The 20145-nt window shown below is 47.3% G+C and carries 15 protein-coding genes; all 15 read right to left on the bottom strand.

Annotation, left to right across the window (positions count from 1 at the left end; genetic code table 11):
• Positions 1-62: 62 nt before the first annotated feature.
• Entirely contained in the window at positions 63-1358 is a 1296-nt protein-coding gene (locus tag CHI14_RS00380) for an aldehyde dehydrogenase (protein WP_095286438.1), read from the bottom strand.
• Between the two features lie 245 nt (positions 1359-1603).
• On the bottom strand, positions 1604-2932 hold the full coding sequence (glnA, locus tag CHI14_RS00375; RefSeq protein WP_095286437.1) for a type I glutamate--ammonia ligase: 1329 nt from the start codon (positions 2930-2932) through the stop codon (positions 1604-1606).
• A gap of 128 nt (positions 2933-3060) precedes the next feature.
• Entirely contained in the window at positions 3061-3474 is a 414-nt protein-coding gene (locus tag CHI14_RS00370) for a MerR family transcriptional regulator (protein WP_095286436.1), read from the bottom strand.
• An 82-nt stretch (positions 3475-3556) separates the two neighbouring features.
• Entirely contained in the window at positions 3557-4810 is a 1254-nt protein-coding gene (locus tag CHI14_RS00365) for a methionine gamma-lyase family protein (protein ID WP_095286435.1), read from the bottom strand.
• A gap of 84 nt (positions 4811-4894) precedes the next feature.
• The gene (gene hflX / locus CHI14_RS00360; RefSeq protein ID WP_095286434.1) at positions 4895-6178 is read right to left on the bottom strand and encodes a GTPase HflX; all 1284 of its coding nucleotides are present in this window, start codon (positions 6176-6178) and stop codon (positions 4895-4897) included.
• Between the two features lie 118 nt (positions 6179-6296).
• Positions 6297-7268: an AAA family ATPase gene (locus CHI14_RS00355; protein ID WP_095286433.1), complete on the bottom strand. Its 972-nt coding sequence runs from the start codon at positions 7266-7268 to the stop codon at positions 6297-6299.
• Between the two features lie 108 nt (positions 7269-7376).
• Entirely contained in the window at positions 7377-7940 is a 564-nt protein-coding gene (locus CHI14_RS00350) for a ribonuclease FAU-1 family protein (RefSeq protein WP_095286432.1), read from the bottom strand.
• A 283-nt stretch (positions 7941-8223) separates the two neighbouring features.
• Positions 8224-10899 carry a penicillin-binding protein 1A gene (locus CHI14_RS00345; protein ID WP_095286431.1) on the bottom strand — a complete coding sequence of 892 codons (2676 nt, stop codon included), beginning with the start codon at positions 10897-10899 and terminating at the stop codon, positions 8224-8226.
• Positions 10900-11069: 170 nt separating this feature from the next.
• Positions 11070-11312 carry an RNA chaperone Hfq gene (gene hfq, locus CHI14_RS00340; protein WP_017687918.1) on the bottom strand — a complete coding sequence of 81 codons (243 nt, stop codon included), beginning with the start codon at positions 11310-11312 and terminating at the stop codon, positions 11070-11072.
• Between the two features lie 228 nt (positions 11313-11540).
• Positions 11541-11753 carry a hypothetical protein gene (locus CHI14_RS00335; RefSeq protein ID WP_095286430.1) on the bottom strand — a complete coding sequence of 71 codons (213 nt, stop codon included), beginning with the start codon at positions 11751-11753 and terminating at the stop codon, positions 11541-11543.
• A 234-nt stretch (positions 11754-11987) separates the two neighbouring features.
• Positions 11988-12935, bottom strand: a complete 948-nt coding sequence (gene miaA / locus CHI14_RS00330; protein ID WP_095286669.1) for a tRNA (adenosine(37)-N6)-dimethylallyltransferase MiaA — start codon at positions 12933-12935, stop codon at positions 11988-11990.
• Complete coding sequence (locus CHI14_RS00325) at positions 12919-13704, bottom strand: class I SAM-dependent methyltransferase (RefSeq protein WP_095286429.1); 786 nt, start codon at positions 13702-13704, stop codon at positions 12919-12921. The genes miaA and CHI14_RS00325 overlap by 17 nt, the downstream gene beginning before the upstream one ends.
• A gap of 17 nt (positions 13705-13721) precedes the next feature.
• Positions 13722-15809: a DNA mismatch repair endonuclease MutL gene (gene mutL, locus CHI14_RS00320; RefSeq protein ID WP_095286428.1), complete on the bottom strand. Its 2088-nt coding sequence runs from the start codon at positions 15807-15809 to the stop codon at positions 13722-13724.
• Positions 15810-15829: 20 nt separating this feature from the next.
• Positions 15830-18625, bottom strand: coding sequence for a DNA mismatch repair protein MutS (mutS, locus tag CHI14_RS00315; protein ID WP_095286427.1), 2796 nt, complete (start codon positions 18623-18625; stop codon positions 15830-15832).
• A gap of 206 nt (positions 18626-18831) precedes the next feature.
• Complete coding sequence (locus tag CHI14_RS00310) at positions 18832-20082, bottom strand: putative amidoligase domain-containing protein (protein ID WP_349290342.1); 1251 nt, start codon at positions 20080-20082, stop codon at positions 18832-18834.
• Between the last annotated feature and the right edge of the window lie 63 nt (positions 20083-20145).

Raw genomic sequence — 20145 nt, 5'->3', positions numbered from 1 at the left:
CCTGTTCAACAGGACAACCTCTTTTTTTATAGGCTATATTTCGACTTCATTCATTCCATTTGTTATCGTTTGAGAATGCTTTTGTGATGGGAGAACACTTCAAAGCTTTGCTGACCATGATAAGACCCCATGCCACTCTCTCCTACACCGCCAAACGGTAAATAATGTGAAGTCATATGAGACAACGTATCATTAATGCACCCTCCACCGAAGGATACTTGATCCAAGACCTGATTCTGCAGCTCCTCTTGCTGCGTGAACAGGTATAGCGCCAGCGGTTTGGGACGGCGCACAATCTCAGTGAGTAGAGGATTAAGATCCTCGTAAGTCATTACCGGTAAAATGGGACCGAATATCTCCTCTTGCATAACAGGTGAATCCCAGTCCACATTTCCTACCAAGGTAGGTTCAATCAGCAGCTGATCCCGATCAGAGCGACCACCAATCAGAGCTTGACCATCTTCTAGGAATACAGACAGTCGATCAAAGTTACGTGTGTTGACGATATGGGGAAAATCAGGATTTCCCATGACATCCCTACCGAATTTATCTTGAATCTCCTCACGAATCTCTTCAATGAGTTTATCGTGTACGTCTTGATGTACAAGCAAGTAATCTGGAGCAACACAGGTCTGACCAGCATTCAAGAACTTGCCACGAACGATCCGCTGAGCTGTCAGCTTCAAATCGGCGTCTTTATGAACAATTACAGGGCTTTTCCCACCCAATTCAAGCGTTACAGGCGTAAGATGCTCTGCCGCTGCTTTCATAACAATGCGACCTACACCCGTGCTGCCTGTGAAGAAAATATAATCAAACTTCTCTTTCAACAAGGCTGTGCTCGTTTCGACTTCACCTTCCATGACAGCTACATATTCCTCAGGGAAAATATCCGTGATCAGGTCATACGTTAGACGTGACACTGCCGGCGTTAATTCAGAAGGCTTAATAACAGCACAGTTACCGGCTGCAATTGCACCAATCAAAGGACCAAATGCCAGTTGGAACGGATAGTTCCATGGCGCAATAATGAGAGCAACTCCATATGGTTCTGGATAGATCGTGCTTGTACCATCAGGGATAACAGCACTTGTTGGCACTGCTCTAGGAGCCGCCCATTCCTTAAGGTGTTCTAGTGCAAAATCCAGTTCACCCAAAACGATGCGAATCTCAGAGTTATAGGCCTCTGTTTCCGATTTATTTAGATCAGTATGCAATGCGTCCAATATCCGTTGCTGATATTTCTCTATCCCTTGTCTTAATTGCTGAAGAGCATGAATCCGATTTTCAATATTTTTAGTTTGTCCTGTATAAAAGAAGGCCCGCTGACTTGCAACGAGTTGTTTCGCTTGTTCCATATTAACATCTCCAATTAATGATTTAAAATTAAATTGCTAAAAATATAATTGAATTATACCTTATTTATATGAAATTATCAACATATCAAAACGGTTGTTCTCTGGAAAATATGTATCTTCTCTCTTACTATTATATGTACACTATTAAATGCTGCTATTTTGTTAGTAAACTACTCACCTGTGTGTCCCATAATGTAATTCATCAAAAAAAACCCTTGGCACTATTGCGCCAAGGGCTTTCCATATTAGTACAACGTAATGTATTGATCGCGTTCCCATTGGTGGACTTGTGTACGGTACATATCCCACTCAATTTCTTTCAGCTCGTAGAAGTGAGCCAGGGCGTGATCGCCAAGTGCATCACAGATGACTTCGCTGCGGATCAATTCGTTCAAAGCTTCTTTCAGGTCAGCTGGCAAGCTTGGAATGCCTTCTTCCACACGCTCTTCTTCTGACATAATGTAGATGTTACGGTCAATCGGAGCTGGTAAGGAAAGCTCACGTTTGATTCCGTCCAATCCTGCTTTCAATAAAACAGCCAAAGCCAAGTAAGGGTTAGCAGCCGGATCCGGGTTACGAACCTCTACACGTGTACTCAGACCACGCGAAGCTGGAATACGGATCATTGGGCTACGGTTACTGGCCGACCATGCTACATAACAAGGGGCTTCATAACCTGGTACAAGACGTTTGTATGAGTTCACAGTTGGGTTAGTAATTGCTGCAAACGCACGCGCATGCTTCAGCGTTCCAGCCATGAAGTGACGTGCAGTTTTGCTGAGACCCAGCTCGTCCGACTCGTCAACGAATGCATTCGCACTACCTTGGAACAACGATTGGTTGCAGTGCATACCGGAACCGTTCATACCAAACAATGGTTTTGGCATAAAGGTAGCATGTAGACCATGCTGACGTGCAATCGTTTTAACAACGAGTTTGAACGTTTGGATCTGGTCTGCTGCTTTAAGAGCATCAGCATATTTAAAGTCGATCTCATGCTGACCTGGAGCTACCTCATGGTGGGAAGCTTCGATCTCAAAGCCCATTTCTTCAAGTGTGATAACGATGTCACGACGACAGTTTTCACCAAGATCTGTAGGCGCCAGGTCGAAATATCCACCTTGGTCATTCAGTTCGTTAGTCGGGTTTCCTTTTTCGTCTGTTTTGAACAAGAAGAACTCTGGTTCAGGACCGACATTGAAGGAAGTGAATCCCATTTCTTCGGCTTCCTTCAGGTTTCGTTTCAAGATGCCGCGTGGATCTCCCGGGAATGGGTTGCCATCCGGCAAATAAACATCACAGATTAGGCGAGCAACACGGTTCTCAGCTACCCAAGGGAAAATCAGCCAAGAATCGAGATCCGGATAGAGGTACATGTCGGATTCTTCAATACGCACATAACCTTCAATGGAAGAACCATCAAACATCATTTTGTTATCCAAAGCCTTGGTCAATTGGCTTACAGGAATCTCAACGTTTTTGATAGCTCCAAGCAAGTCGGTAAATTGCAATCGAACGAATCGTACGTTTTCTTCTTTAGAGATGCGGAGAATGTCTTCTTTTGTATAACTCACGATACCTCTCCCTTTCTTTTCTGCTTATTTGGCTTGCATGTTATATTTGTACATTAGAAAGTCCAACGGGTCAAGGAGTCTGCCATCACAACTGCATGATTTCCCCTCACTCGCCAAGTTATGCGAACTTACTTTTTATTAAAAAATCGGGAAAGCTCTCCCTGAATGAGAGATACTTGTCCAGGTCTCTTACCCGAAACCAGCTGTTGCTTCAATAAACGGTGCAGCTGTGTATCCGACAGTTCTCTGCGCTTCACTTCAGTATCTGCGGTGATGACTGTCGCTTCTTCGGATTCCTTGGATACCGGATTCATAACCTGCTTGATGCCGGCAATGTTAACGCCTTTTTCGATCAAAGCCTTGATCTCCAGCAATCGTTCTACGTCATTAAAGGAAAACAAACGTTGGTTACCTGATGTTCTTGCCGGTACAATCAAGCTGTGCTGCTCATAATATCGAATCTGACGAGCGGACAGATCCGTAAGTTTCATAACAATACCTATCGGGAATAAGGCCATATTTCTGCGAATTTCGTCACCCATGTTCATCAACCTTCCAGTCATCTATTCTTCACCCTATTGTACATTTAGTTATTACTAAGTGTCAATGACGTGTTAGATAAACTCACAATAATTTACGATCTTTCATTGTTTGTAGCGCCATCAAAACGCCATATTTAACATGAGAGTAGGTTAATCCCCCCTGCATGTAGCCAATATATGGCTCTCGAATAGGTGCATCCGCTGACAACTCCAGACTTCCGCCCTGTATAAACGTACCTGCCGCCATAATGACAGGATGTTCATAACCAGGCATGTCCCATGGCTCAGGAACAACATGACTATCCACTGCAGCAGCCCGCTGAATGCCCTGTACAAAAGCGATGAGATGCTCCGCGGAGGAGAATTGCACAGCTTGGATCAAATCTGTGCGTGTCTCATTCCAAGCAGGTTTGGTTACAAATCCTGAAGCAGCAAACATTGCAGCAGCAAAGGTACTGCCCTTAATCGCTTGTCCCACAATTGTCGGCGCCATGTAAAGTCCCTGATAGATCCCACGGGTCGTTCCCAACATGGCACCAACCTCACCACCTATGCCAGGTGCAGTCAAACGATACGCTGCCAGTTGTACATACTTTTCCTTCCCGCATATGTAACCCCCGGTTTCAGCAAGGCCTCCGCCAGGGTTTTTGATTAGTGAACCTGCCATCAGATCTACCCCGACCTCTGTCGGTTCGCGTTTCTCAGTAAATTCGCCATAACAGTTATCCACGAACACGATAACATCTTCTTTAATAGCCTTCACCCGTTTTACCATATCTGCGATCTCATCAATACAGAAGGAAGAACGCCAGTCATATCCACGTGAACGTTGGATACCAATGACTTTGGTTGAAGCAGTAATACTCCCCTGAACTGCATCCCAATCGACACTGCCATCTGCCAGCAAAGCGGTTTCACGGTATCCAATACCAAAGTCCCGTAGAGAGCCGGTTCCATCTTCCGGACTTCCAATGACTTTGTGTAATGTATCATAAGGTTTACCTGTGATGTATAACAACTCGTCACCTGGGCGCAGTACGCCAAAGAGAGCGGTAGCTATCGTATGTGTACCTGAGGCAAAATGGGGACGAACCAACGCAGCTTCTGCGCCAAATACGTCCGCATATACCTCATCCAGCACTTCCCGGCCACGATCGTTATATGCATATCCCGTTGATCCGGCAAAATGATAATCACTGACTTGTTTGCGTTGAAACGCATCAATGACCTTCCACTGGTTGTAATCCGTAATACCGTCAATCATTCTCATCTGTTGTTCAATCTGGGCCTCAACTTGTTGTTGCAGCTCCACAATCTTTGTATCCAAGCTTGCCATCTTACTTCATTCCCCTTCATTGCACTAATCTAACGCATAATATCGATTATCGTGTCAACTTACCATACCAATATGTCATGTATATTACAATTCAATGAAATCTTCAAGTAAATAACCGAATTTTTCATATTCCCCTTTTTGCAGCTCAACTTGATAGATCACATCGTTTTCTTCAAATGTTGTTTCAACAACATCTCCGACCTTATAAAGAACAGATGTAAGATCTCCCCGCTCTGCAGGAATACGGAACCGCTTCGTATCCCCCGTCAGCTCTTCCTGAATTCGCTCCCGAATCTTCAGCAGGTCAGCCTCTTCCAGTGCACTTACCTTCATATGGTCTTTGTCCAAAGGAAGCATTTCCAGCTGCTCCGGTGTACATGCATCTTTTTTGTTATAGAGCACCAATTGAGGCTTGTCGCCGGATCCGAGCTGCTGGAGAATTTCGTGCACAGTTCTCATCTGATCCTCCCGCATTGCAGAGGATGCATCTACAACATGCAAAATCAGATCAGCTTCGTTCACTTCCTCCAATGTTGCACGGAAAGCGGCAATCAGATCATGTGGAAGGTTTTGAATGAACCCTACTGTATCCGTAAGTACAATTTCTTTACCGCTTGGAAGCTCCATCGTACGTGAAGTTGGATCCAACGTTGCAAACAGCTGATCCTGAATATATACATCAGCGGCAGTTAATTGTTTAAGCAATGTGGATTTGCCTGCATTCGTATACCCTACAAGTGCAACCTGTACAATGCCTGTCTTTTTACGACGCTCGCGATGAAGTTTGCGGTGGCGTGTAACCTCTTCCAGGTGCCGTTTCAGATCATCAATGCGCCCCCGAATATGACGGCGATCCGTCTCCAGCTTGCTTTCCCCCGGTCCACGTGTCCCGATTCCCCCTCCAAGCCGTGAAAGGTTTTTACCATGTCCCGATAATCGTGGAAGCAGATAGCTAAGTTGGGCCAATTCGACCTGAATGATACCTTCTCTTGTATTTGCACGTTGAGCGAAAATATCCAGAATCAATTGAGTACGGTCGATAATTTTGAGATCCAGTGCCTCTTCCAGGTTACGAACCTGAGCTCCAGACAGCTCCTGATCAAATATCGCTGTGGTCGCGCCCAATTCCTCTGCGATCGCACGTAGCTCCTCTACTTTACCTTTTCCGATAAACCACTTCGTATCCCGGGTTTCACGGTTCTGAGACAATACACTCAGCACCTCAACACCTGCAGTCTCTGCAAGCTTCACCAATTCCTCCAAAGAATACTCCGGATTAATGCCTGACCGCTTTACTTCATCTGTAATCAAACTAACTAAAACGGCGCGGTCTTTCTTGACCTGATCTGTATCATGGGTAACTGTCATATTCAATATGTCCTCCTTCTCAAACTCAGCTTCTTCTATTACGATTATTGTTCCCTCATAGCGTACTTTAAGCCGAACCGGATAACCCGGCCGGCTGCTCCAAAAAAAACATTATCGCTTACTTTCGCTCAAACTTCAAATCCTCGGTTCGAATCGTCATCAGTTCCAATTTTCCCGGACTGCCCTGGGTATACTGTTCGAGCAATCGAACCGCCTGATGACGTATGGACCGCTCAATTGCATTTCGAACGTACCTGGCATTGCTGAAGGCATGCTGAGATTCATTTTTTTCCTGCAGCAAATGCTGTTTCAACTTCAGGATGGTCTGTGGCATTAAAATATAGTCTCGCTCTTTCGCCATAATCTCTGAAATCTGTATCAACTGATCTATACTGTAATCCGGAAATTCAACCTGGATAGGAAATCGGGAAGGTAATCCCGGATTGGTCTGCAGAAAGAAATCAATTTCTTCAGAATACCCTGCCAGAATCAAAATGAATTGATTTTTGTGATCTTCCATGGATTTTACAAGTGTATCAATAGCTTCCTTGCCAAAATCCTTCTCGCCACCGCGAGCCAAGCTATATGCCTCGTCGATAAACAAGATGCCTCCAAGTGCCTTCTTCACCAGATCGCGCGTTTTCTGGGCCGTATGTCCAATGTACTCTCCGACCAGATCTGCCCGCTCCACCTCAATAAGGTGCCCTTTGCTGAGCACGCCCATCTTTTGGAACAGCTTTGCCACAATCCGCGCAACCGTTGTTTTGCCGGTCCCTGGATTTCCTTTGAAAATCATATGATACACATGTGCTCCACTGATCAGGCCTGCCTCAGAACGCATCTGGGCTATTTGCAAAAACGCATAGATTTCAAATACGAGATCCTTGATATTTTCCAGCCCAACCAACTGCTCGAGCTCACCTTGAATCTCTTGAAAATGGCTGTGCTTAGCTAATCCCTTTACTGCCTGAAGTGGTGTCTCTTCTTCCTTCGCCAACATCTGAGGCTCTTGGTTACGCAATACAACATTAATTTGTCTGGATGGTCTGCCTCCCGGTTGCCCTCCTGCAGCCATGACCCGTCCGTTCATTCGCCATCACCTCTATTTTATCGGGCTGATCTCTCCTGATTATTAATGTATTCTATCAGATGCTCCAATATTAGAAGGATGGCGAAGTAATTCTCTGCTTGTCAAAACTCAGATTTGAACGTTTTTGCGAAACTCCCCGTTCTCAAACAAGGTCTGCCGATGCTTCAATGATAGTTGAAAATAAGGAAATACGTGAGCATCAATAGCGTGCAGCAATTCCTTGGCCGTTCGGTTCGCCAGATCATAATCGCCGGTTGTAATATGCTTGCGCGAGAGGGCGTCTTCAAGCTCATCTTCATCCAGCAAAAATACCTCTCCATCTTTCAGGACGACGACATCGAGATAGAGATCATCAAACCAGGGAACCCCCTGATCCGTGATGCCCTGGCTTCGACAGGTATCAATATACCATTCAACGATCCGTTCCTGATCATCAAACATGGCTGTCACCACGAAATGCTCTCCCTTCGGATAGTACTGCAGCCATGAGTACCCTTTATCCGCGATGCAAAACGTACTCCCCCCATAAGTTTTCCACAAGGGTTCTTTCAAATCCTGTATGGTATACAACGTAATGTAACCTGTAAAAACTTTGGATTGTACGAACCGGCATGTAAATTGTCGGTTCGTAATCCGGCGCCAGTTCGCGCGGTCCCCGAATTTCCGTTTCATACGAACCCCTCTTTGCCGACTACAGGTCCTTGACCTGTTCTCATATTGGTGAACACTGAATAACGTCCGCACAGCCGATTCCATGACTTACGAATCAGTTTTGCACAACGTATTACGATAGCTACAGCTTACCATATTTAAGTTATACACTCAAAATTAAGCTTTGCTTCACCAATTACTTGATATGAATGAAGTTAAAATATCGTTGTCTAAAACAAAAAACCTGCTTCACCGAGCATTCGGGAAGCAGGTTAAGAACTGCGTTAAAGATATTTAGTTAAAGTTAACCATCGTTTCCGGTCTGTGTTTCAACTGAACCATCATTTTCACCTGTGTTGCTTTCTGTTCCGGCATCCGGCGGAACAATTTCACCAGGAGTCGTAACCGAACCATCGTCGGATCCATCATTGTTCCCGCCAGGATCGGTAGTCCCCGTTCCAGGGGATGTATTTCCATCACCAGACTGGCCGTTTCCTTGCCCCGGTCCTCCATTGTTACCATTACCGGTACCATTATTGTCATTGTTTCCATTACCATTTCCGTTGTTACCGTTATTCCCATTGTTACCGTTGTTTTCACCCGAATTTCCATTATCCGGTGAACCGTTATCCGGGTTTTCTGTACCAGGCTGTTCCGTTCCCGGATCCGTTCCTGAGTCTGTACCCGGTTCTGGTTCCACTGGTTCGATCTCCTGCGCCTCAATCATAAGTGAGATCGTATTGGAAGGGTCCGTTTCAAGTCCAGAGGCCAGATCAAACGCTGTAACATAATACTCGTAAGTCAAACCTGGAAGTGCACTCAGATCCTGCGCACTAGTCGATCCCACTGAATCAATTAGATGGGTGAATTGCGCCTCGGACGACTCTTTCCGATAGATGCGGTATTGAGTATTCGCATCTCCTGTTCCTGTCCAGTTAAGCGATACCGTCTGAGAATTCGGATCATACGCCCCGCTTAATCCACTAACCGATAATTGTGGCTGCTCCGGTTGCGTTTCTTCCGGCGGTGGTGCCTGTGCACCTTTAGGCGCTTCAAAGTCCTTCACAGGTACACCCTTCAGTGCATCAGTCATGACTTTGGCGAAGAAAGCAGCAGATAGCTTACTGCTGTTTTTGAGCATATGGGTTGCGTCCGGATTATCATATCCCATCCAGACTGCAGCAGTCCATTCAGGTGTATACCCGACAAACCATACATCACGGTTTGCGCTGTTGCCAGCGATCCCGCTCTGCACCGTACCCGTTTTACCTGCTACCGGACGATCCAGTCTTGCGGAACGTCCTGTACCATCATTGACTACGTTTTGAAGCATCTGTGTCAATGCGTATGCATTTTGTTCACTCATGACACGCGTCGTGTCTGACTTGTCATGCTTGTAAACGGACTTATCCGAGCTGTCTTTGATTTCCTTGATCGAGTAAGCCTCTTGATATTCACCGAGGTTGGCAAATGCACTATAAGCTTGTGCCATCTCAAGGGTATTTGTACCTTTGCTTAGACCACCCAGGGCGATTGCGAGATTTTTATCCTCATCTGTAAGCTGTATGCCTACACTCTTGGCAAACTGTACGCCTGTATTTACACCAATTTTATCTAGCAGCCACACGGCAGGAATGTTCTCCGACTTCGTGATGGCCTCGGTCATACTAATTGTTGAAGAGTATCCATGCAAGTTTCCCGGGCAATAATTGCCAAAGCACTGCTTCTCATTGCTCAGCGGCGAATTGGCGTTATAGTCGCCAGACTCCAGTGCAGGGGCATACGATACGATGGGCTTGAATGCCGATCCTGGTTGCCTCCGGCTCTGTGTTACCCGGCTGTACCCCTTCGTTTGATAATCACGTCCACCCAAGAGAGCAACGAGACTGCCATTTTCATGGTTCATGATAACCATGGATCCTTGGACCTTCTGGTCATCTTTGCTTTGCTCGAATAAACTGTCATCCGAGAAGGCACTTTCCATGGCCGTCTGTGCCTGAGCATCCATGGTTGTATAAATCTTGTATCCACCGATGTTCAGGTCATCTTCTGTTTTGCCTGTTACGCGTTCTGCTTCACGAAGAACATAATCAATAAAGGCTTGATACTTTTGCTCTTTCTCCGGTGGTGTATAATCGTAATCCACCGCTTTGGCCTCATCCATTTCTTCCTTCGTAATGTAGCCTTGTTCGTACATCAGCTGCAGCACCACACCGCGGCGTGCTTTGGAATCGTTCGGATTGCTCAGCGGGTTATAGGCGGATGGCCCTTTAGGCATCGCTGCCAGCGTGGCAATTTCCCACAAATCAAGGTCCTCAAGCTTATCCTTGCCAAAATAAAATTCGGATGCAGCCTTAATACCATAACGCTGATGACCGAAGAAGATTCGGTTTAGATACATTGTCAGAATCTCGTCTTTTGTGTACTTGCGTTCCAAAGCCATCGCAATGGATACTTCCGTCGCTTTCCGGAAGAATGTTTTGTCACGGGACAGGAACATGTTTTTCGCAAGCTGCTGGGTTAGCGTACTGCCCCCCTCAACCATGGAACGGGCCATGATGTCTTTTACAGCCGCACGTCCGATGGACCAGATATCCACACCCTGATGCTCATAGAATCGTCTATCCTCTGTTGCCACAAAAGCTTCCTTTACCAATTCGGGAATCTCATCTCCCTCAACGGGTTCCAGCTTCTGAATCGACAGCTCACCCATTAATTGGCCATTGCGATCATATACTTTCGACGTCTCATTAATTGTTGTTTTGTCCATGTTGGCTGTAAGCAGCCGCTCACCACTTACCATGATGAACAGATACCCGCCAAGTGCACAAAAGATGGCGATTGCCATAGTGAAAAATAGTGTCCACCCAACGCGTTTACCCGTAATTTTTTTCTTTTTAGAGGTCTTTGACTTCGCTTTTTTGGTTGACTTGTTATTGTTGTTGCGATTGTTAGACCTCGACAACGGATCGTTTGGCATGTTACCTCCTGACTCCCTTTCGGTTGCGTAATTTCTATTCGCCTGTATTGGCTAAGGCTTATCATAACCCTTTTTTGCCCGGAATGAAAAGAACAACCCTTGTTAAGGTTGCTCTGCTTCAATTCCTATACTTGTAGACGAAATGGTTGTAGAAAAGGTTTCGAAATTTTTTAAGCTTCGCCGCTGTTATCCTGCTGCATCAGCGATACGCTGCGTTGCGGCGTGAACGTGGAGATGGCGTGCTTATAGACCATTTGCTGGCGTCCGTCGCTGTCAATGACGATCGTAAAATTGTCAAATGCCTTGATCGTTCCACGGATTTGAAAGCCGTTGGTCAGATAGACCGTAGCAGGAATGTTTTCTTTCCGCAGTTGGTTCAAGAACGTATCTTGGATGTTGATGGACTTGTTCATTAGCCGTACCCCCATTGGTTCATTTGAATTCGTGTTTAAGATAGTATTCAATATCGCTGAGTAGCTTTCGTGCTATTATATCATGAACAGTTTCATATAATCCACAAAAACCCCTTGTCTACTAATTTGCATCTCGGAATCAATCTGACGTGCAGTTAGAAGACTTATCCATTATACACCGCTTGTCTAAAATGCAAAAGAGGGACAAAATCATCGTTTTAGAGCGCTTTATTCCTGCCGTTCCTGGTTAACCAAAGGGTTCGCCAATGCTTTCGTTAACGGAATTTTCTGCCGTTCTTTTCGATCATGAATCAGCATTTTCAGGTATGTATTGGTATTGGACAGAACGATAATTACCCAAATTAGGGCAATAAGACCCAGAATGGCAGCGGCAACTCCATATATTCCAGACAAAAAAGAGATATACACTCGTAATTCCACTATCACTTGAGTCCATTAAAACTCCTCCTTTCTCATTTTGAACACATCATTAGTGTCTTATGTTGTTATGTGTTTTCATCTTAATGATATTGTTATTTTTTTACAATCTTTTTATCGATTCTATTCCTTTAATTTCTATTTTTTGCACACAAAATAAAAAAACCTCTACTCTTTTTTGAATCAAGAAATAGAGGTTCAAACGTCCCATTGGGGACCTATTTACACGTCTGGCAATCATTTAAACTTTTGATGAATTAATGTACTTACCCGCTCATAGTTCCCTGCGAAATCTTCGGTATCTGTCATATCCACCCATTCAATGTCCTTCATATGCCGGAACCAGGAGAGTTGACGTTTGGCAAACCGGCGAGTATCCCTCTTCAGCCATTCCACCGCAGCATCCCAGCTGACTTCGCCTTGAAGATACGCCGCAATTTCCTTGTATCCCAGTCCCTGCATGGAGATATGTCCTCTGGCCACACCGCGTTCCAGCAGTGACTTTACTTCTTCTACCAAACCTTGCTCAATCATCAGGTCAATACGTTCTTCAACCCTGGCGTAGAGCTTTTGACGATCCATTGTTAACCCTATAATACTTAGATCGTACGGGGATTCTTTCTTCTGTGACGCCAGTTGTTCAGATAACTTCTCCCCTGTCAGGTGGTAAATCTCAAGAGCCCGAACAATTCGCCGCTGGTCGTTCACATGCAGCCGATCCGCACTAATTGGATCTATTTCCCTCAGCTTGTCATGCAGTGCCTGGGCACCATGTAACTCCGCATAGCGGAACTGTTCCTCCCGAAAAGCCTCATCCGACCCACTTTCCGAAAATTGAAATCCGTAACAGACCGACTCTACATACAGACCGGTTCCGCCAACAATAAACGGCAGCTTACCGCGATCCTGTATTTCACTGATCAGACGGGTACAGCTCTCCTGAAATTCCGCCACTGAATATGGATATTCCGGTTCATGGATATCAATGAGATGATGGGGCACTCCTTTCATCTCTTCACGGGTAATCTTGGCCGTTCCGATGTCCATCTCACGATAGACCTGCATCGAATCTCCCGAAATAATCTCGCAATTAAATGCTTGTGCGAGCTCGATACTCATCCTTGTTTTGCCTACTGCTGTCGGTCCGACCAATACGAGCAGTTTCGGTTTAGCTTCCGCTTTCAACATTTATCACTCCGTACAGTGTTTTTGCATTGGCGCGATCCAGCACCTCGAATCCGAGCCTCGTAAACTCCGCGCTGCCGCGCTTTTCTTTCATCACAACCCGCTTGCGGGCTACCCGTTTGGCCTCCATGATACTTTGAATATCCAGTGCATGGGAGTTTGCATAATCCCGCAATGGCTGAATCGCACTTGAATCCATCATCGGCTCGCGGAACATGGGGTCGAAGTATACTGTGTCGCAGCTTCGATCCGGCATAGAACGAAGAAGATCCAGATGATTGGCATGTCTTAATTCAATTCTGCGAAAGGCTTCATCGACTTCGGGCTGATTACTCTCGTAATAGGACATCCCTTCGACCAACAGTGTATAGAGCTGCAGAGAGCTCTCACAAGCAATAACCTGCCCCTGCTTACCTGCTGCGACGGAGAACACAAGTGCATCCGTACCTAATCCAGCTGTACAATCAATGATGGTATCTCCTTCAAGTACAGCTCCCGCTTCCAGCATAGGGTCAGGCTCTCCGCGCAATACACGCTTCGCTCGTACGAATCCCATGCTTGGATGAAATTCAAGCTGCGGCGCATTCTTGCGATACAAGCGCGCCTTGCCCTGAAGCACGACCAGGATTTCGTTAATGCCATAACGTTCAATCAGCCTGGGCAAAGACTTTTTATTGCGCGGCACATAGGTACCACCCGTCGTTTCCGCGAGCTTGCGCGCGCGTTCCACAAGCGAAGGCGCCTCTGTATCACCGGTTGTAATATACATAACTTCCTCCTAAACAGCTACATGACCCGCTTGAACAATTTCTCCAGATCATAGGTTGAAAATGAAACCACTATCGGTCGCCCGTGTGGACACGTATAGGGCTGCCTGCAGGAACCGAGTCGCTGAATTAGCGTCTCTGCTTCCTGTTCTGTCAGCTTCTGATTGGCTTTAATCGAGGCTTTGCAGGAGCACATGATGGAAGCAGCTTCCCGCATTTTCCCCACATCAATGCTGCGCTCGCTGAGCACCCATTCAGACATTTCCTCAATAATATCCTTCTCGTCCCCTTTGGGAAACCAGAACGGATGGGAGCGTACACGAAACGTCTGTCCACCGAAATGCTCCAGATAGACCCCAGCCTGTTCAAACCAGGCCAGCCTTGACTTGAGTTTTTCCGTTTCGGACGGTGTAAACTCCAGTGTGATCGGCAGCAAAAGCTCTTGTGAAGCTTGAGCCGGATTGCCAAACTTTTCATAATAATATTCATAATTCACCCGCTCATGAGCGGCATGCTGATCAATCAGATAGAGGCCGTCTTCATTCTGGGCAATCAGATACGTGCCGTGATGCTGACCAATCAGGCTGAGCTCAGGAAACGCAGGCAGCGTCGCATCCGACTTCACCGCTGCTGCCAGCTTCGCAGTATCAGGTAAACCTGAACCCTTCCAGCTGCGCTCCATATTAGAACGATTAGACACTTGATATGACGGCCGGTTTTCTCTAACTGGAGCATTCACGTTGGTTGGTCGATATATCGGCGCTGTGTCCTGAGTTGGCACCTTGCGTTCATCTGACTGAACCGGCTCATCAACAACAAGTGCTTGAAACGGATTTATCGGGTTGAGCTGATCTGGCGTTGGAGCGTCCGGCAAGGGAGGTACCTCTGAAAAGAGTTCAGCAGCCTGTCCCGGTTGAATATCAGCGGGGGCATCCAGATCATCCTCTTCCATGGCCGTGTTTCCTGGCCCAGGGGTGTTATTCTTTTTGGACTGTGCCCCCTCATCTTCTATCGCTGGCTCATCCTTGTATGGTCCACGCGGAAACAGAAACTGTTCCTGTATAAATGAACTGTCGTCTCCACGTCTGATCTGCTGTTTGGTCACTTGAGGTATAAGCACTTCCTGCCGCAGAATTCCCCGTACTGTCGTTTCAATAAATTCGTACAACTCGGCTTCCTTGCTGAACCGCACTTCCAGTTTTGCCGGATGCACGTTTACATCCACGAGTGATGGATGCATCTCAAGCTGCACCACAACAAGCGGGAATCGATTGATCGGCAGTAACGTGTGATACGCTTTAAGAATGGCTTGATTAAGACCATAATTGCGAATAAACCGTCCATTAACAATCGTTGACATGCCGCCACGATTGGCCCGTGTCCATTCCGGGAGACTGATTAATCCCCTTACCCGATAATCCAGATTCTCGCCTTGGATGGGCAGCATGGCTTTGGCTGCACTCGTACCGTAGATTGCTGCCACCACCTGAAGCAGGTCGCCGTTTCCGAGCGTCTGCAGCAGCACATTGGCATTATGACGGAGCGTAAAGGAAATATGCGGATGAGACATAGCCATCCGGTACAGCACATCCGAGATATGTCCCAGCTCGGTTTGGATCGTTTTCATATATTTCAGGCGGGCAGGAGTATTATAAAATAATTCTTTGACAACAAACTCTGTCCCTTGAGGTGAAGCAGCATCCTCATGTGTGCACAGTTTGCCACCCTCAATCACAATCCGGCGCCCCCGGCCATCGTCTCCACTAGCCGTTAGCACTTCGACCTTGGAGACAGCCGCGATACTCGGCAGAGCCTCTCCCCGAAAACCAAGACTTGTGATCTGGAAGAGATCACGTCCGTGCGTAATTTTGCTCGTTGCATGACGATAGAATGCTGTTTCCAGATCCTCGGGTTCAATGCCTGAACCGTTGTCTTTCACACGAATACTGAGCAATCCGCCCTCTTCAACGGAAACTTCAATTTTGGTAGCCCCAGCATCCACGGAATTCTCCAGTAATTCCTTAACAACCGAAGCAGGCCGTTCAACCACTTCACCTGCTGCAATCTGGTTGGCAATATGTTCGTCAAGGACATGTATTTTCGCCACAGGTTTCCCCTCCCATCATATCAGGATAATTGCTGTGCCTTTAACTTAAGCTCGTTCAATAATTGCATCGCCTGCAGAGGCGTCATATTCATCACATCAATGTCTTTCATGTTGCGTATAAAATCTCGTGCGGGTTTGTCCACAGCGAGCACAGTATCGGGCTTGCTTCCCACGCCCGGCTCATCATCACCGAATATCGACAGCTGGACAACGTCCTTGGGTTTGGAACCAGATTTGTTCTTATTGCCTCGCTCCTTGGACGACTCGCTCTCCATGTAAGTCACCGTATCGGGAACCGAAACTACAGCTTCCTCTCGTATCACTGTGGCACTTTCGGCATTGTCCGTTCCAGATGTATTATTGTAGTCCGATCCCGGAATACGGCTTCCCTTCCCAGCAAACTCAGTGCCGACCGCCACCTGTGCAGCCGCATGTTCGAAGCCGTGCAGTAAACCATTCGCTCGTTCAATGATACTATCCGGCAGACCGGCAAGTCGTGCGCAGTATATACCATAACTGCTGCTGGCAGCACCCGGAATCAATTTACGCAGAAAATTCACTTTGTCCCCACTCTCCTGTACGGCCATGGAGTAGTTCGCCAGCTTATCCAGACTTTCTTCCAGGTGAGCCAGTTCATGAAAATGCGTCGATACGAGTGCTTTACAGCCTATTATGTCGTGCACATACTCAATGACGGATTGGGCAATGGCCATCCCCTCGCTTGTCGAAGTGCCCCGGCCCAATTCATCAATGATGATCAGGCTTCTCGGCGTTGCTTTGTCGGTCATTACCTGAATATCCGCCATCTCCACCATAAACGTACTTTGACCGCCAATCAGATCGTCTGCTGCCCCAATTCGTGTGAAGATGCGATCCATGATGGGTACCTCTGCCTGACCTGCAGGTACAAAACAACCGATCTGCGCCATGATTGAGATCAGGGCAACTTGTCGCATATACGTACTTTTCCCGGCCATATTCGGACCAGTAATCAGAAGAATCCGTGCTTCTTCCTTTTTCATTGCCGTGTGGTTGGCGATAAATGCACCATCCCGCATAACAGCCTCCACCACAGGATGACGTCCTTGTTCCACCACAAAGTCATAACCATCTGTCAGTGTTGGTCTAACAAAATTCCGCTCTGCACTGATTACCGCGAAGGATTGATACACATCAATTTCCGCAACCTGTTCAGCCAGTTTTTGCAGTCTTGCAATTTCCTGATTCAACCGATCCCTCAGCTCAGCAAACAATCCGTATTCAATATCGACCATCTTGTCCTGTGCTTCTAGAATCAATGTTTCCTTTTCCTTAAGCTCCGGCGTAATGTAACGTTCTGCATTAGCCAACGTCTGTTTTCGCTCATAACGGCCTTCCGGCAAGGAGGCCAGATTGGACTTCGTAATTTCGATATAATAGCCAAACACCTTGTTGTAGCCAATTTTCAGGGAGCGGATGCCGGTAGCTTCACGTTCTTTTGCTTCCAATTCAGCGATCCACTGTTTGCCATTCACCGATGCTTCCCTTAGTTCGTCCAGTCGTTCATGGTAACCTTCACGGATTAATCCTCCATCCCTTACGGATACCGGAGGCTCGTCCACAATGGCACGGCCGATGGCATCCCTTAAGTCACTACAGTCATCCATCATCTCCGCAATGTTCTGCAGCGTGGTCGAAGAAGACTCTGCACAATACTGGCGAAGTCCCGGTATTTTATCCAGCGACAGCTTGAGTGCGTTCAAATCGCGCCCGTTGGCATTCCCGAAGGCAATTCGCCCCACCAGCCGTTCCAGATCGTAAATGTCCTTCAGATCAGCACGCAAATCCTCACGCAAAATAAACTGATTGTATAGCGTGTCCACTGCTTCAAGTCGCTCATTAATTTTCCCTTTTTGCAGCAAGGGTTTATCCACCCACCGTCGCAGCATCCGCGCACCCATGGATGTCTCCGTTCTGTCCAGCAGCCAGAGCAACGAACCTTTTTTGGAACGCTCGCGAACCGTTTCCACAAGTTCCAGATTACGTCTGGTGAATGGATCCAGAATCATGAAGTGATCCGGCTCGTAAGTCGAGATTTGTGTCAATTGCCCCAGAGAACGTTTCTGCGTTTCACTCAGATAAGAGAACAGTCGCGCAACACAAACTTGACGTTCAGGCTCCAGTCTTGCCCATGCAGCCTCACCGAATTGTTGCCGAACGAGATCTTCCTTGCTTTTGGTCCAAGGCGTGTATACAACAGGTCTCCCGATTGGTGAAGACTGCGCAGCGACGGTATCGAGAAGAGTCGCATCACCGACGAATTCGGAAGGTTCGTAGATGCCGATCTCGTCTTTCAGCCATTCCTTGGAATATGGCACGGACGTCACGTACAATTCACCCGTTGACAGATCACACGCTGCCAGCGCCAGTGTATTTTGGTTTCCTGTCAGACAGACCATATAATTGTTGGATTTGTCGCCAAGAGTCTTGCCTTCCATCACCGTTCCCGGCGTGATGACACGTACAATCTCCCGGCGTACCATGCCTTTTGTTACGGTTGGATCTTCCATCTGCTCACAGATGGCAACCTTGTATCCTTTTTCAATCAGACGCTGTATGTAATTGTCCGCCGAATGATAAGGCACACCACACATCGGAATTTTCTCTTCCCCACCGCCTGCGCGTGCAGTCAGCGTAATTTCGAGCTCACGTGCTGCATTGACAGCATCATCGAAGAACATTTCATAGAAATCACCTAATCTAAAAAAAAGAAAAGCGTCTTGCGCTTCGGCCTTCACTTGCAAATATTGTTGAATCATTGGCGTATACTGAGCCATGAATATCCTCCATCCGTTCCTATGTTGTCAGGAAGAGTCCCTGGCCTAGAAGGAACAATAAGGCGGTCAGGCACATCTTCGTGCCTCCGCCTCATGTTTCGGCCACCTGCCGCTTCCTTCACAGACCAGTGTCTGCATGTCTTCCATAGCTGTAATCAGATCCAAAATTGACTTGATTTCTATTATAACAAAAAAACATCCACTCTTCATGAACCTGCACGAATATTCCAGACTTTGCGAATGTCCCGGCTTTCATCCCACGTCTTCCCTTCTCTCAGGTGACGTATGAGTGGAGCTGCATACTTTTCATATCTTGCGTAGTCCTCCAAGCCGACCAGATCGTCCAGAAGCGCTGGAATGTACTCCTTCATTCGTTCCCGGTCTCCTTCGTAAAAGGCAGCATGCACGTTTGTGTTCATCAAAGGACGAAGAGGAAGACTGGTGTAGGAGGCGGCAATAAGACCTGCGAGAGCGACAACTCCTTTGGCAACGAGTGGAGAGATCAGGAAGCTGGGCAGTGTTCGATATTCAAATCCACCATAGTGCTTCAGTCGAAAATCACCCAGTGCTCCGTACCTTGGACGCCTGCCCGAACCACGCGGGTCCTGCAGAAACGCAAGCGGTAGGGCCAGATAATTGTCAAGCACACGCAGCAATTCCCCGTTAAGCGTCACTCCGCTGAAATGGACATGTCCCCCGAGCGGCAATCCACGCTGCGGCATTCCACCAGCCTGCCAAATGAGCGAATGGTCGGTTATGCTGCGGGATGCCAGGTCGAAAGCTCTAAGTAAATGAGTTAGCAGCTCTCGTGGTTCCGAACTCGGGGCAGGACGAAGTTCTGCAACCGGATAGATCCGCCTCCCCCCGATGGTCACGGAATCGCAGCCTACCATTCCCGTGCGTCCGAGAAACCTTGAGGCAGGTATAATTTTGGACTCCGGCATCTGCACGAGTAGAAACTCCGGGTCCATTCCAAGCACGGGCGTTACTTTGTTCTGACTTTCCTCATCCAGTTGAGACTGCAGCTGCTTCCAGCCTTCCCGGTACATGACAGATAGATCTGTCATGCCCTTCCACGGACGCGGGTCAATCGAAACAACAGTGCACCCGTTTTTTCCCGAAGCTTCCAGCCGTACAGCGCCGTGATCCAGTCCAAGGGTATACAAGGTTTTAACAGCGAGCCGCTCGATTCTTTTGAACAGCGTCGAACCCGCTTCCCGGTCCAGTACGCTATCCTGTGCACCGCCCATGCCGCTTGTATCCCGCCGTTTAATCCGAAGTGCGTACAGGCAGCATATCTCTACATCGTAACGTACTCTCAGGCCAGGCTCCCTTTTTTGCCTGTCTCGTGAGGCAAGCACTTCAATGCCGGCTCGCCCCAATCTTCCTGCCCGTTCTCCTGCCGACATGTGTTCGTAACGTCTAACCGCTTGCTCTGCCTCTTCCATTACATTCATTCGGTCCCTCCTTTCCATCGCCCAAAAAGAAAAAAGAGGGCTTGCGCCCTCTTCACTGCCGCT

The sequence above is a fragment of the Paenibacillus sp. 7516 genome (genome assembly GCF_002272715.1).
Taxonomy (GTDB): domain Bacteria; phylum Bacillota; class Bacilli; order Paenibacillales; family Paenibacillaceae; genus Paenibacillus; species Paenibacillus illinoisensis_A.
Note: the sequence above shows the minus strand (reverse complement) of the source record. Positions and strands in the feature narration are given on the sequence as shown.

Excerpts from the sequence above, each read along its gene's own strand:
- CHI14_RS00365 (WP_095286435.1), bottom strand. The coding sequence starts at position 4,810 with ATGGCAAGCTTGGATACAAAGATTGTGGAGCTGCAACAACAAGTTGAG.
- CHI14_RS00355 (WP_095286433.1), bottom strand. The coding sequence starts at position 7,268 with ATGAACGGACGGGTCATGGCTGCAGGAGGGCAACCGGGAGGCAGACCA.
- mutS (WP_095286427.1), bottom strand. The coding sequence starts at position 18,625 with ATGGCTCAGTATACGCCAATGATTCAACAATATTTGCAAGTGAAGGCC.
- CHI14_RS00325 (WP_095286429.1), bottom strand. The coding sequence starts at position 13,704 with ATGTATATTACAACCGGTGATACAGAGGCGCCTTCGCTTGTGGAACGC.
- hflX (WP_095286434.1), bottom strand. The coding sequence starts at position 6,178 with ATGACAGTTACCCATGATACAGATCAGGTCAAGAAAGACCGCGCCGTT.
- CHI14_RS00370 (WP_095286436.1), bottom strand. The coding sequence starts at position 3,474 with ATGGGTGACGAAATTCGCAGAAATATGGCCTTATTCCCGATAGGTATT.
- CHI14_RS00380 (WP_095286438.1), bottom strand. The coding sequence starts at position 1,358 with ATGGAACAAGCGAAACAACTCGTTGCAAGTCAGCGGGCCTTCTTTTAT.
- CHI14_RS00310 (WP_349290342.1), bottom strand. The coding sequence starts at position 20,082 with ATGAATGTAATGGAAGAGGCAGAGCAAGCGGTTAGACGTTACGAACAC.
- CHI14_RS00350 (WP_095286432.1), bottom strand. The coding sequence starts at position 7,940 with ATGAAACGGAAATTCGGGGACCGCGCGAACTGGCGCCGGATTACGAAC.
- hfq (WP_017687918.1), bottom strand. The coding sequence starts at position 11,312 with ATGAACAAGTCCATCAACATCCAAGATACGTTCTTGAACCAACTGCGG.
- CHI14_RS00345 (WP_095286431.1), bottom strand. The coding sequence starts at position 10,899 with ATGCCAAACGATCCGTTGTCGAGGTCTAACAATCGCAACAACAATAAC.